This is a genomic window from Methylotenera sp. (genome assembly GCF_030653755.1).
GTDB lineage: Bacteria > Pseudomonadota > Gammaproteobacteria > Burkholderiales > Methylophilaceae > Methylotenera.
In genome coordinates this window covers 59225-73077 of the sequence record NZ_JAURYU010000037.1, presented here as the reverse complement: position 1 = coordinate 73077, position 13853 = coordinate 59225, and the positions used below count along the sequence as shown (strand labels likewise).

11 protein-coding genes and 1 pseudogene are annotated in these 13853 nt (G+C 42.5%); 1 reads left to right on the top strand and 11 read right to left on the bottom strand.

Annotated features, from left to right (window positions below; translation table 11 throughout):
• From Q7U33_RS06990 to Q7U33_RS06945, 10 genes and pseudogenes are all read right to left on the bottom strand, one after another.
• Positions 1–665: pseudogene (locus Q7U33_RS06990) on the bottom strand (porin); the annotation flags it as partial.
• 649 nt (positions 666–1314) lie between these two features.
• Positions 1315–1755: a transposase gene (locus Q7U33_RS06985; protein ID WP_304859019.1), complete on the bottom strand. Its 441-nt coding sequence runs from the start codon at positions 1753–1755 to the stop codon at positions 1315–1317.
• A gap of 213 nt (positions 1756–1968) precedes the next feature.
• Positions 1969–3093, bottom strand: a complete 1125-nt coding sequence (locus tag Q7U33_RS06980; protein ID WP_304859015.1) for a deoxyguanosinetriphosphate triphosphohydrolase — start codon at positions 3091–3093, stop codon at positions 1969–1971.
• A 133-nt stretch (positions 3094–3226) separates the two neighbouring features.
• Positions 3227–4303, bottom strand: a complete 1077-nt coding sequence (gene aroB / locus Q7U33_RS06975; protein WP_304859013.1) for a 3-dehydroquinate synthase — start codon at positions 4301–4303, stop codon at positions 3227–3229.
• A 21-nt stretch (positions 4304–4324) separates the two neighbouring features.
• Complete coding sequence (locus Q7U33_RS06970; protein ID WP_304859027.1) at positions 4325–4804, bottom strand: shikimate kinase; 480 nt, start codon at positions 4802–4804, stop codon at positions 4325–4327.
• Positions 4805–4999: 195 nt separating this feature from the next.
• Entirely contained in the window at positions 5000–7201 is a 2202-nt protein-coding gene (gene pilQ / locus Q7U33_RS06965; RefSeq protein WP_304859011.1) for a type IV pilus secretin PilQ, read from the bottom strand.
• Between the two features lie 163 nt (positions 7202–7364).
• Positions 7365–7868, bottom strand: a complete 504-nt coding sequence (locus tag Q7U33_RS06960; protein ID WP_304859025.1) for a pilus assembly protein PilP — start codon at positions 7866–7868, stop codon at positions 7365–7367.
• A gap of 47 nt (positions 7869–7915) precedes the next feature.
• On the bottom strand, positions 7916–8599 hold the full coding sequence (locus tag Q7U33_RS06955) for a type 4a pilus biogenesis protein PilO (protein ID WP_304859009.1): 684 nt from the start codon (positions 8597–8599) through the stop codon (positions 7916–7918).
• Positions 8596–9195 (bottom strand): PilN domain-containing protein, encoded by a 600-nt coding sequence (locus Q7U33_RS06950; protein ID WP_304859007.1) that lies wholly within the window; start codon positions 9193–9195, stop codon positions 8596–8598. Before Q7U33_RS06950 ends, Q7U33_RS06955 begins: the two co-directional genes overlap by 4 nt.
• Entirely contained in the window at positions 9192–10265 is a 1074-nt protein-coding gene (locus Q7U33_RS06945; protein ID WP_304859005.1) for a pilus assembly protein PilM, read from the bottom strand. Before Q7U33_RS06945 ends, Q7U33_RS06950 begins: the two co-directional genes overlap by 4 nt.
• 196 nt (positions 10266–10461) lie before the next feature.
• Between Q7U33_RS06945 and Q7U33_RS06940 the strand changes: the two genes are divergently transcribed.
• Positions 10462–13038 carry a penicillin-binding protein 1A gene (locus tag Q7U33_RS06940; protein WP_304859003.1) on the top strand — a complete coding sequence of 859 codons (2577 nt, stop codon included), beginning with the start codon at positions 10462–10464 and terminating at the stop codon, positions 13036–13038.
• On the opposite strand, the gene xth is transcribed toward Q7U33_RS06940, so the two are convergent.
• Positions 13025–13795, bottom strand: coding sequence for an exodeoxyribonuclease III (gene xth / locus Q7U33_RS06935; protein WP_304859001.1), 771 nt, complete (start codon positions 13793–13795; stop codon positions 13025–13027). The genes Q7U33_RS06940 and xth overlap by 14 nt on opposite strands.
• Positions 13796–13853: the final 58 nt, after the last annotated feature.

The window sequence follows — 13853 nt, the reverse complement described above, 5'->3', positions numbered from 1 at the left end:
CTAGTTGTACTGCCCAATGGGTTTCCAACACCAGAATCAGTAGCATTCCAACCTTGTGTTAAACCAACTGTGAAGCTGAAGCCATTGAAGTTTGGTGATGAGTAAGCAACTTGTGATTTCCAGTCAGCATACATGAAACCTGAACCGATACGACCTAGTGTAGTTGTGTTGCCTGATAATGAACCAGCACCACCACCAACGCCTAACAATGTCATGTCATTCAAGATAGCGTCAGAAGCGTAGATACCTAGATCTTTACCTAACTTGATAGAACCCCATGATTTGTCACCAAATGTCAAGAATGCTTGACGGTTTTCTTGGTTAGCTGATTGAACACCTGAATTTGATGTTGAAGCACCTGGGTTGATACTGATAGTGAAACCAACATCTAAATCGTTTTGACGTGTTTTACCAGAAACTGATAAGTAGTTTGGTAACAAGCCTGTAGTAATATTGTTAGATGAAGCCGCACCGCCATCACCTAAACCAAGTGCAGCTGTACCAGCACCTGTATCACCACTGTATTTTGTAGTTGTGTAGTAAGCGTTTACAACACCACCGATGTCCAATGTCCAATCGCCAGCTGGGATTGTGATACCAGCTTGTGCGCTTGAAGCTGCAGCTACTAAAGCTGAAGCAACTGCTAATTTAATTGTTGTTTTCATATAAATCTCCTAAAAAATATTACTATTTTTATTTCTCGATTACCTCATCAGTTTGTTGTCAGTACGGCAACCAAACCAAAGAGAAAGTTTGCAAACTCTCTCAACGTTTACTACTTTAAGTAGCATTCACTAAGAAGGTAGGGCGTAGTATGCACAAAGAATTTTGCCCTTACAACTAAAAGTTGGGCTTTTTGTCACAATTACTTACATTTGTTGTAAATTTGCAACATTCATACTTTTTGTACCATGGGCACTCCGATTTGCTACCCGCAAGGGGCATCACCACCAATGTAAGCAGCTATACCAGCAACATTGGTGCGATAAGAGGTAACCTCTTGAAAAGTCGTATGTAGGAGCGGTCATCGACCGCGAAAGGGATAGTGGATTCTTGCTGGCAGTGGATTAAAGCAATGTCATGCGAGATTGAGAGGTTTGTTCGCGGCTAATAGCCGCTCCTACAATGGATGTAAAGTTCGGCTCTTTGTAGGAGCGGTCATCGACCGCGAAAGGGATGGTGGATTCTTGCTGGCAGTGGATTTAAGCAATGTCATGCGAGATTAACAGGTTTGTTCGCGGCTAATAGCCGCTCCTACATACGACTTTGCAAGTGCTTCAGCGCTTAGCAAATCGGAGTGCCCGTGGTACATGTTCATAACCACATAGCATCCCAATGCGAGTAATCGCCTACTTTAGTCACTAGCCCCGCACGTATTGGGTTAGCCACTATATAACGTGCAATGTTCACAACATCTTCGTCTTTACGTATAGCATGGTCATAGTAACCCGCTTGCCATACATTGCCGCCTATTGCCTTTGCGCTTTGTGATTTTATATTTTTAAGGACGCGCGGTAACTTTACATTTTCATTTAATTGCATTAACCAATGTATGTGATCTGGCATGACCACAAAGGCTAATGTTTTTGTGAAACCTAAGGTGTCAGATTGCTTTAATGTGATTGCTATTTTTCGAGCTGTTAAAAAATCATTGAAGATTGGCTGACGATTTAACGTAGTTGTCGTGATGTGATAAATCTGTTCTGGAATTGATATGCGACCTTTGCGTAAATCTTTTTGATGTTTAATTTGCATAAAAATAATTACTCTATGTGTATTCACATCTTGGGAAAAACAGTTTACAGCGCTTACAAGTCCATATGTATGAGCGGCTAGCCGCGGCAAAAAACTTATCAAACTGATTGCGAGCTGCTTTATTTAATCGCAGGTGAAAATTTACCTTTGCTTTCGCGGTCTATGACCGCTCCTGCACATACACCACTGATATTTGTAATTACATCCTATCTTTTACAAATATTCTTCTACCGTAAATAGTTTACGATGCTCACGTATTGCAAAGCGGTCTGTCATCCCTGCAATATAATCTGCTACTGCACGCGCTTTGTCTATTTCTGCATATGCTTGAAACTCGTTAGGCAGTAGCCCAATGTTTTCAAAAAAGCCTGTGAACAATTCGCGCACTATTCTTACCGCTTTGGCGCTCATGCGGTTCACTTTATAATGCTGATATAGGTTTTTACGTAAGAATTGCTTGAGCTTTAAGTTTTGCTCTGCAATATCGCGACTAAAGCCAATTAACTGTGGTAATTTTCGAATTTCGGCAACGCTGGTAGGTTGATGTTGCGCTATGTTGTGCGCACTTTGTGTACATAAATCTACCACTAGCGTATTGATCATGCGGCGTATGGTTTCGTGTATCAGCCGTTTTTGTTCTAATTTTGGATATTTAGCTTTGACTTCAGCTAGATTTTGCGCAAACAGCTCTACTTTTGATAGTTGTTCTACGGTAATTAAGCCAGATCGTAAGCCATCGTCAATGTCATGGTTGTTATATGCGATTTCATCTGCATAGTTAGTGAGTTGCGCTTCTAGGCTTGGGCTGGTTTTCTTGATAAAACGCTCCCCCACGTCACCAAGCTGTTTGGCGTTTTTAATTGAGCAGTGTTTAAGTATCCCCTCACGCACTTCAAATGTCAGGTTTAAGCCATCAAAGTCTGCGTAGCGCTGTTCTAATTGATCGACAACACGTAGCGATTGTAGGTTATGCTCAAAGCCACCAAACGCGCGCATACAGTCATTAAGCGCATCTTGCCCTGCATGCCCAAATGGCGTGTGGCCAAGATCATGCGCTAGCGCAATGGCCTCTGTCAGGTCTTCATGCAGGTGTAGCGTTCGTGCAATGCCACGCGCCATTTGTGCCACTTCTATACTGTGCGTTAATCTGGTGCGAAATAAATCACCTTCATGATTCACAAACACTTGGGTTTTATATTCTAGTCGCCGAAAGGCTGTGGAGTGAATAATGCGGTCGCGGTCTCGTTGAAACGCATTACGTGTTGAGGAGCTTGGCTCATCAAAGTGTCGTCCAATTGATTGTTCTGGATTAGCTGCGTAGGCGGCAAGTGTGGTCATATTTTCACTTTTTAATATCAATAGTTTCTAGCAAGCTATTTAATCACTCCGATAGACTACCCTCTTAACCAAGAATTCTTTGCTTATGAGTAAAGCTTCGATATATAGCAACAGGCTAGAATATAGCAAAAAGCTAGACTAACGATAGTGTCTCTCTAAGTTTTTCAGCATCGTAATCACTGGTAATCACAGACTTTCCAATCGCCTGCTGTAGCACTAATCTAATTTTGCCATCTGCCACTTTTTTATCCATCTGCATCAAGTCTAAATATTTTTCTACCCCTAACTTCGGCGCCTCTAAAGGTAACTTAGCCGCAGTTAATAAATCATGAATACGCTTAACATCTTTACTACTTAGCCAGCTCATGCGTAAGGACAAATCTGCCGCCATCATCGTACCCGCAGCAACGGCTTCACCATGTAGCCAAACACCATAGCCCATGGCGTTTTCAATCGCATGCCCAAAGGTATGGCCCAAATTTAATAATGCTCGTTCACCAGTTTCATGCTCGTCACGCGCGACCACCTCTGCTTTATTTTGGCATGAGCGATAAATCGCCTCACTGATTGAAGATTCATCTAGCGCCATTAACTGGTTTATATGTACTTCTAACCAATCAAAAAAGTCAGGATCTCTTATCAGCCCGTATTTAATGACTTCTGCCATGCCAGCAGAAAACTCACGCGGCGGTAAAGTTTGTAATGTGTCGATATCTGCCAACACGAGTTGTGGTTGATAGAAAGCACCAATCATGTTTTTACCAAGTGGGTGATTAATGCCTGTTTTACCCCCAACTGAGGAATCCACCTGAGAAAGTAAAGTGGTAGGGATTTGTATGAATGGCACACCACGCAAATAGGTTGCGGCAGCATACCCCGTTAAATCACCAATGACACCACCGCCAAGTGCGATTAAAGTAGTGCTGCGCTCACAGCGATTTTGAAGTAAAGCATCATAGATAAGATTAAGCGTTTCACTATTTTTGTAGGCTTCACCATCTGGCAACACTATTGAAATCACCGTAACACCAGCCGCTTTTAATGCGGAACTTAATTGCTCGAGATACAGTGGGGCGACGGTTGTGTTGGTGACAATAGCGACATGCTTACGTTTTAAATGTGGCAAGATGAGGTCTGCATTTGAGATGAGACCGCGTCCGATATGAATTGGATAACTTCTATTTGCTAACTCTACTTTTAATGTTTGCATCTCAATTTACTTTTTCACAATTTATTTTTTTAACAATTCTTCAATATAACTAGTAATCTCTAGCGCAGATTGCGCGCCAGTATCTACAATATAATCCGCCAACCCTGTATAGATAGGATCTCGCTCTATATATAAGCGCTCCAATTTCTGCTTCATGTTTCCACCTTGCAACAGCGGCCTAGTTTTGTCATGCCTAGTCCGTTGATACAAATCGTTAACCTTGCCACGCAGATAGATAATCTTCCCGCTATTTTTCAGCAAATCTCGATTCTCTGGCATCAACACAGCGCCACCGCCAGTTGCCATAATAATATCATTCAACTGGCATAGCTCTTCAATAACTAGGTTTTCCCGTTTACGAAACCCATCCTGACCCTCCAACTCAAAAATGAGAGGGATTTTCACGCCTGTTTTACGTTCAATCTCAACATCAGAGTCATAAAACTCTTTATCTAATTGCTTAGATAGCATGCGGCCGATTGTTGTTTTACCAGCACCCATTAGGCCTATAAAGTAGATATTATTCAATTAAAACCACCCCTGTTGCTTGGCAACATTTTTATTATATGGTGTATGAGGCTTTCGCCACTGCACTATTGCAGAGTTACCCTCAAAATAAAATGCCCATCATATTCTTGGATGGGCATTTTATCAAAACTATCTGCTTAGGAATTATTACATTAGCACTAAACCTGACTACTGCAACGTTAAGCGTTCGTCGACGATTCTCGGTGTAATGAAAATTAGTAGCTCTGTTTTGTCATTTTGGCGAGTAGTCCGCTTAAACAAATTACCGAATAGTGGCAAATCACCAAAGAATGGCACCTTATCAACATCATTACGTTCAATCTGCTCAAAAATACCGCCCAGTACTGCCGTCTCGCCATTACCCACCAGCACTTGCGTATTGATATTTTGCGTATCAATTGAAGGCACGCCATTAAATATTTGGCCTACTTTGTCTTTCTTAATATCTAGCTCCATGATAATTTTCTGATCAGGCGTAATCTGTGGCGTTACTTCCAGACTTAATACCGCCGGCTTGAAAGCTACGTTGGCCGCTCCACTGCTAGATGCTTGCAAGTACGGTATTTCAGTACCCGCTGCAATTTTAGCTTTACTTTGGTTGGCTGTAATCACACGAGGGCTAGAAACAATCTTACCGCGCTGATCCGTCTCCATTGCAGTCAACTCTAAGTTGAGTAACAGCCCAGCCGCTACATTATAAATACTGTATGCAATTGAACCAGCAGCATTTGCAACCGCCAAATTCGACATTAAATCTGGTTGTCCATCGGAGCTGGTAAATACGTTACCATTTGTCAGCGCTGTCTGTACAGAGCCATTGTGCTGACCTTGTGTTATCGTTGTAGCAGTAGTTGCCGTAGGTCTGTTACCTATAGACCCACTCAGCGTTGCATTGGTATTACTGCCAGGCCGCCCAGTTTGTGTAATGCCTAATCGAGCACCTAACGCCTTACTGTACTTATCATCAGCAATCACCAAGCGGGACTCAATCATCACCTGTTTAACGGGTACATCCACTCTATTAATCATCGCCTGAATCTCTTCAAGCTTTCTAGCAGTGTCTTGCACAAACAACGTATTTGTTCTTGCATCATGGTTGACTGTTCCGCGCTCAGATAACACTCTATTTCGCATTCTTTGCGCACCACCAGCACCGCCGCCACCGCCACTTACGCCACCGTTTAAGATGGTTTTAAAGTCTTCAGCCTTTTGATATTTAAGTGTGAATGATTCTGTTCGTATTGACTCTAGCACTTCTTTTTCTAACTGAGCCGTTAACTCCGCTTTTTCTTTTGCAGCTAACTCATCGGCTGGCGCAATCAAAATTACGTTGCCACTCTTGCGCTTATCTAACCCTTTACTTTGCATGATAATTTCAAGCGCCTGATCCCAAGGTACGTCTTTCAGACGTAATGTCAGGTTTCCAGTCACTGTATCGCTACTGATAATATTTAATCCAGTAAAATCTGCAATCACTTGCAACACTGATCTGACCTCAATATTTTGGAAATTTAAAGAAAGTTTTTCACCAGCGTAGCCTGGTTTTGAACCTCGCACCAGTTTGTTTGGATCTTCTATTACCTGACGTACATCAATAATGAATTTTTTATCTGCTTGATAAGCGGATTGCTCCCAGTTACCCTTAGGCTCAATCACCATACGACCGTTATTACCTTGCTTCATCGTATCTACAAAAAGCACTGGTGTATTAAAATTAGTCACATTTAAGCGACGTTGCAAATTGGCAGGCACATCAGTATTGATAAAATCGACTTCAATCACTTTACCTTTTTGCCTAATATTGATACCAGCAGATGCATCAGATAAATCAACAATAATGCGTCCTTCACCATTTTTACCGCGTGCAAAATCTACGTTATTGATGGCCACAGAACTTGCGCCTCGAACAGACTCTGAAAACTTAGTTTCTACATTAACCTCACTAGTCACTTCATTCGCCTGTAACAAAATAGTCACTTCATTGCCACTTGCAGATGCACTATATCCAACATTTTTTGTTAAATTAAGCACCATGCGGGTTCGATCTTTACCTTGAGCAAGGGTCACACTTTTTAAGGCACCCGCATCCGCTTGGATATTATTCTTTGCCAGCCCATTGCCAACCTTAGGAAAGTCCAATGCAATACGCGCTGGGCCCGTTAATGTAAAACCAGCAGGGGGATTTGCTAATGGCTGCGTAGTTTTTACTCGAATACTGACTCGACCACCTGGTAAAGTTGAATAATCAAGACTCTCAATTTTATTAGTTAAGGCCGACTGATCTTCAGCATTGGCCGTTACTGCAACCAGCATTAGCCCAAACAACATAGTTGCTTGCAAAAGTTTCGACATCCAATGATTCATTTTCATTATTTCACCTTAAATCTTACTTCCTAAAAATATAAAAACTTTCAGGATTTAATGCTCTATTACAATAAAATTGACCGCATTCAAACTAACTACCACTTATTAACAAACTTAACATCATTCACACTAGCGCTTATTGTATTGGCAAGCTCATAGGCGATAAAGGTTAATCCTCTTGCAAAACCAGGTTGGACATACGCTCAACCCACTCACCAGTGAGGTCGTCTTGTACAATCTCAGTTAACAGCACTTCACCATCTGTAATTTGTGTCACTTTTCCAAAATTCTGACCAACATAATTACCCAGTTTAACTTGCTGAATTGTCTCATCAGGCGTTTTTAGCAACGCATAAGTTAACTTGCTTTTAGACAGCAGGCCAACATACTTTAAACTTTCTAATGGATAAGCCTCCATCGGCTCTTTAGGTCTATTCAAATTAGGCTGTAAAACACTAGTCTTGTTAACAGCCTTGCGAGCGCGGAACGGATCAACTAACGCGCCATCAGCGTTATATTGCAAAGCCATATATGGCTGAACTTCTGGCAAGGGCTTAACCCTTGGCTTAACATCTTTAGTAGCGTCCCGCATGTATTGATCAAGGTCATCACCTTCTTCAAAGCTGCAACCAGATAGTCCAGCACTGAAGATGCCAAAAATCAAAACAGGCATAGCAACAGACAAGGTAAATGTTCGTTTGATAAAATCAGTCACGGCTACTATTTACCTTTCTTGTTAGTTTTAGACTTTGCTTTTTCACTCTCTACTCTACGCTTTTCGGCAATCTCAGTAGCATCTAAGTAGCGATATGTTTTAGCAACAGCCTCCATGACCAAGGTGCTATCACCAGCATTTGGCTTTACATCTTTACCTTTATTAGCGGCATCTTTATTAACTACAAAGACTTCACCTAGCGTCACAATCCTAGACAACTTTGATATATCGGTCGCGAATGCACCTAAATCGTGATAAGCGCCAGTGACTTTAATCGATATCGGCATTTCTGCATAAAACTCTGCTTGCGTTTCTTGGCCAGGCTTAAACAATTCAAAATCTAAACCTCTTGCTAAACCCGCCTGATTAATATCGGTTAGTAAACCATCAATTTGTGAGCGGTCTGGCAACTGCTTCAACAAAGCGCCAAAGGTCTTTTCAATCTCCACCATTTGCGCCTGATATGCTTCTAGATTCATTGCCTGACTTTTTTTATCAAAATATACGCCTCTAAGCTCTTCTTCTTTAGCTCGCTCAGTATCAAGCGCGTCTAAAGTAGGGCTGAGCACAAAGTAATAGCCAAGCGCAAGCAAAACGAAGAACACCACGCCTAGTAGCACAGCCTTAACTGGTGCAGGCAAATTACCCGCGTTATTGATGTCGATGTTATTAAAATCTTCTAACTTCATGATTTTCTCGCACTTCCAGCGGTCGCTTTGGCACCTGCATCATCTGTCTCTATTATCGGCGTTTTTAAACTCACCTTGAGCGTAAATAGGTTTTGTTTCTGTACACCTACTGTAATCGCTTTAATTTCTATCAAAACTGGGGATTCCATCCACTCAGATTGATTAAAATTACGCACCAATGTTGCTACCCTAGCATTTGTATCAGCGACACCCTCAAGGGTGATCACTTTACCTTCCTGCTTAATACTTTTTATATACATGCCCTCTGGAAGTTGGCGGCTAAGCTCATCAAAAATGATGACTGCCTGACTTCGGTTGGTCTGTAAATTCTCAACAACTTGCTTACGCTCAAGCATTGCGCTGATTTGCTCTCTCAAGTTTTTAATATCAGCAATTTCTTTATCTAACTTTGTAATCGCATTATTAAGGCGCTGATTGCGTTCAAGTTGAGATTCGACTTTACTATTGATGACGCTATAAGCCATAAATAGAATCGCACATGCTGCGACAGCACTAAACAATGCCATGAAACCAAATTCACGCTGCCTTGCTTCGCGCCTTATTTGGCGATGTGGTAATAGATTGACGCGTATCATATAGCGAACCCTCGCATTGCAAGACCACAAGCAATCAATAATGCAGGAGCATCTGTTGCCGCCTGTTGCGGCCTGACTTTTGCACTGACAGTCATACTATGAAAGGGATTAGCAACAATAGTGTTAACCTGTGTACGGTCTTGGACAGTTAGGTCAATCTCAGGAATAGAAGCACACCCACCTGCCAGCACGATGTGATCAACGCGATTATATTGCGTAGAACTGGTGAAAAACTGCAATGCTCTGGCAACTTCCATCGCTAGCAGTTGCACAAAAGGCTGCAAGACTTCACTTTCATAGCTTTCTGGTAAGCCGCCTTTGCGCTTAGCGATTTCAGCCTCTTCTTGGGACAACCCAAAACGACGTTGTATTTCTTGTGTTAGTTGCGCACCGCCAAAGCTTTGTTCACGTGCGTATATTGGGACGTTGTCGTGTAGCACGTTAATGTGCATCATGGTCGCGCCGATATCAACAATCATCACAGTTTGCTCACGTCCAGCATTAGGCAGTTGCCCAGCGACTAAGGTATAGGCAGCCTCCGTGGCATAGGACTCTACATCCATGACGATCACTTTTAGACCAGCACCTTCAGCAGCAGCAACGCGATCCTCTATCTTTTCTTTACGTGCAGCAGCGATGAGCACTTCAACTTCATTTGGGTTATTGGGGGCTGGGCCGAGCACTTGAAAGTCGAGATTCACCTCTTCGAGTGAAAAGGGGATGTATTGATTAGCTTCAGCCTCGACTTGAATCTCCATGTCTTCCTCACGTAAGTCAGCAGACATAAAAACTTTTTTAGCAATAACCGCAGAGGATGGCAAAGCTAATGCCACGCGCTTCTCGCGCGAGCCAAGTAGCTTCCAGCCAAGCTTTACGGCATCAGCAACCTTTTCCAAGTCGCCAACGTTGCCATCAGAAATAGCGTCTTTTGCAAGGGGAGAGATTGAGTAGTTCTCAAGTTTGTAACCACCACGCCCATCACTAATAAGCTCAACCATTTTAACCGAGGTTGAGCTTATATCTATTCCTACTAGCGGGGGTACCGATTCTGTAAAAAAGCTGAATTTCAAATTGAAATTCCTTTTCTGATTTCGTTAGTTACGAACATTTCTAATAATTTACATTAAATCCTAGCAACAACTTTAAACCCTGTAAAGCAATTTTTCATTTATTCAAATATTTAACTTTATTGTTAGATTATTCGCGTCAACTTGCATAGCAACTTATAATAGCGTTACATTTTTAGTTTAAAGAAATAAATCACCCATGATTCCAAACAAATGGTGGCACTATCTTTTGTTAACTATTGTTGTTAGCGGCCTATCAGCTATTGCTTTTGTCGGGATTGCTGCTGCTCTCATTTACCCCAGCCTACCATCACTTGAAACGCTTACCGACTACCGCCCTAAGCTACCCTTACGCGTGTACTCTGAGGATGGTTACTTAATTGAAGAGTTTGGTGAAGAGCGACGTGCTTATGTGAAGATTGCCGATGTACCCAAAAGCATGAAAGATGCAGTGCTTGCAATTGAAGACCGCCGTTTTTATCAGCATGGCGGCATTGACACCAAAGGCATTATTCGCGCCATTAAGAACAATATCACTGGGGTTAGCCACGAAGGTGCTAGCACCATCACCATGCAGGTTGCCAAGAACTTTTTTACCAAACCTAATGGCAAACGTACCCTTGGCACAAAAATCAATGAGGCTTTACTCGCTATTAAAATTGAAAACAATTTAAGTAAAGATAAAATTCTTGAGCTTTACATTAACCAAATTTATCTTGGTCAGCGTTCATATGGCTTTGCGGCCGCCTCACAAGTGTACTTTGGCAAACCTTTAGAAAAGTTAAATCTAGCTGAAACCGCCTTGCTAGCAGGCCTACCCAAAGCGCCATCTGGTTACAACCCTTACACAAATCCTAAGCGTGCAATCGCCCGCCAAAACGAAGTACTCCGCGATATGTATCGTTATGGGTTTATTGAGGAGTCTGTTTTTAATCAAGCGATTGCTCACCCACTTAAATTTAAAGCTTCTAGGCAATCTCGTGATTTATCGGCAGATTACGTTGCTGAAATGGTCAGAGAAAGCTTGTACGCTACATATCAAGACGAAATTTACAGTAGCGGCTTAAAAGTTTATACCACAGTGCGCAAAGCAAACCAAGAGGCGGCGAACATTGCGCTCAGGGATGGTATATTGGATTACGACGCGCGCCAAGGTTATCGCGGCCCAGAAAAACTTCTTAAATTAAGCCAGTCTAGCCCTGAAGCAGACAAAGAAACCATTGAAGAAGCGCTCGGTGATATTGAGGTATCAAATGGGCTAATTCCTGCAGCGATTACTAATATTGCTGATAAATCAATTACCGTACATACAAAATATGGCGATGACATTGAAATTAGTGGTAAAGGCCTAGCGTTAATTGACAGGACACTCAATGAGAAAAAGCCCGAAAAACGCTTATTAAAAGTGGGGGCGGTGATCCGTATTCTGAACGCATCGCCATCTACTCAACCAGGTCAATGGCGTGTAGTTCAACTGCCACAGGTTGAATCTGCATTGGTTTCTATCAACCCTGAAACGGGTGCAATTCGCGCTTTGGTAGGCGGCTTTGATTTCAACCGGAATAAATTCAATCACGTCACCCAAGCATGGCGCCAACCAGGCTCTAGCTTTAAACCTTTTATTTATTCAGCCGCTTTAGAAAAGGGCTATACACCAGCAACGATTGTTGAAGATGAGCCATTACGTTTTACTTCAAAAGAAACAGGCAATACAGAATGGGTCCCTCAGAATTATGACGCGACGTTCGACGGACCGATTCGAGTCAGGCAAGCTTTAGCTAAGTCTAAAAACATGGTGGCGATTCGTATGTTAGAAAGTATAGGCAAAGACTATGCTCAAGACTACATCACTCGTTTTGGGTTTGCCGCAAAAGACCACCCTGCTTATTTGACAATGGCATTAGGTGCTGGCTCAGCAACCCCCATGCAGATGGTAAGCGCTTATGCGGTGTTTGCAAATGGCGGTTACCGAATTAATCCATACTTAATATCAAAAATTGTGGACAACAATGGCAAGGTCATTTCACAAAATAAATTTGCAACAGCCCAACATGATGCGCCACGTGTCATCGACGCGCGCAATGCTTTCATCATGAACTCTATGATGCAAGATGTTGTACGCTACGGCACCGCAACCAAAGCTTTACAACTTGGTCGTAGGGATTTGGCGGGAAAAACTGGTACGACAAATGACCATTTTGACGCATGGTTTACTGGTTATAGCCCGAAAGAAGTTGCAGTGACATGGGTTGGGTTTGATAAACCAAAACGTTTAGGTCGGAACGAAACTGGCGGCTCAACAGCATTGCCTATTTGGATTAAATATATGGCAACTGCATTAAGAAATGTCCCTGAAACCGACATGCCAGTACCTGATGGAGTAATGGCGCTACGCGTAGACCCTGTGACGGGGATAAGGGCAGACAATGATGAGAATGGCATTTATGAATACTTCTATCATGAGAATCCTCCGCCTGAAGTTGAAATCCCATTACCTAGTATGTTAGAGGAGGAGTCGCTGCCCCTTAGCCAACCTCAGCAGATGCTACAACCTGACGTCATATTTCAACCGAGAAGCTTACCCCTACAGACGCCAGAGCAACCATCAAAATTTAAAGACCCTAGCGCTGTAAAAACAATGAAGCCTAATGACGCTGCCAACAACAAAGATTTGGCAGCAAATAAAACGGCTGAACCAACCAAACCAAGAAAACCTGAGCCTAACAATACAAGCTCAGCAAGTGAGCAGGTTAGACAGTTACTTAATCCACGCTAAGCTCAAGCACTACGGGTGTATGGTCAGAAGGGCGCTCCAGCTTACGTGGTGCTTTATCAATGTACGCTGCTTTACATAGCGGCTTGAGTGAGTCGCTTACAAGTATATGATCAATTCGCATACCAAAATTTCGTCTAAAACCCATCATACGATAATCCCACCAGCTAAAGCTCTTTTCAGGCTGTTCAAACAACCTGAAACTATCATGTAAGCCAAGATTAATTAAACAACTAAACGCCTCTCGCTCTAACGGAGAAACCAGTATCTGCCCTTCCCAAGCCACTGGGTCATGGCAATCACGGTCTTCTGGTGCAATGTTGTAGTCACCGAGCAACGCTAGCTTTGGATGCTGTACCAGCTCAGTTTTAAGCCAGCTATTTAACGCAGATAACCAGCGCATTTTGTATTGATACTTATCTGAATCAACTGCCTGACCATTAGGAATGTAAGCGCACACAATACGTACTCCATTGACATCAGCGGTAATGACTCGCTGCTGGTCGTCATCAAAGTTAGGAATATTATGCTGTACGTTAAGAATAGGATGACGACTAATAATTGCCACGCCGTTATAGGTTTTTTGACCAATATGCACTGCATGGTAGCCTAGTTCACGCAACGCCTCGTAAGGAAACTTGCTATCCTCTTGCTTTGTTTCTTGCAAACAGAGTACATCCGGCTGATTAGCCGTTAACCAGTCCACCACGTGTGGCAAGCGAACATTGAGAGAATTGACGTTCCAGCTAGCTAGTTTCATAGGCCTATGATATTAAAAAGTACGAAAATGATTGAATATATCGGTGCGCAACTCTAAC

Bases quoted from the DNA above. Each gene is read 5' to 3' on its own strand.
- xth (WP_304859001.1), bottom strand. From the start codon at position 13,795: ATGAAACTAGCTAGCTGGAACGTCAATTCTCTCAATGTTCGCTTGCCA.
- Q7U33_RS06985 (WP_304859019.1), bottom strand. From the start codon at position 1,755: ATGCAAATTAAACATCAAAAAGATTTACGCAAAGGTCGCATATCAATT.
- Q7U33_RS06940 (WP_304859003.1), top strand. From the start codon at position 10,462: ATGATTCCAAACAAATGGTGGCACTATCTTTTGTTAACTATTGTTGTT.
- Q7U33_RS06950 (WP_304859007.1), bottom strand. From the start codon at position 9,195: ATGATACGCGTCAATCTATTACCACATCGCCAAATAAGGCGCGAAGCA.
- pilQ (WP_304859011.1), bottom strand. From the start codon at position 7,201: ATGAAAATGAATCATTGGATGTCGAAACTTTTGCAAGCAACTATGTTG.
- Q7U33_RS06955 (WP_304859009.1), bottom strand. From the start codon at position 8,599: ATGAAGTTAGAAGATTTTAATAACATCGACATCAATAACGCGGGTAAT.
- Q7U33_RS06960 (WP_304859025.1), bottom strand. From the start codon at position 7,868: ATGCCTGTTTTGATTTTTGGCATCTTCAGTGCTGGACTATCTGGTTGC.
- aroB (WP_304859013.1), bottom strand. From the start codon at position 4,303: ATGCAAACATTAAAAGTAGAGTTAGCAAATAGAAGTTATCCAATTCAT.
- Q7U33_RS06970 (WP_304859027.1), bottom strand. From the start codon at position 4,804: ATGGGTGCTGGTAAAACAACAATCGGCCGCATGCTATCTAAGCAATTA.
- Q7U33_RS06980 (WP_304859015.1), bottom strand. From the start codon at position 3,093: ATGACCACACTTGCCGCCTACGCAGCTAATCCAGAACAATCAATTGGA.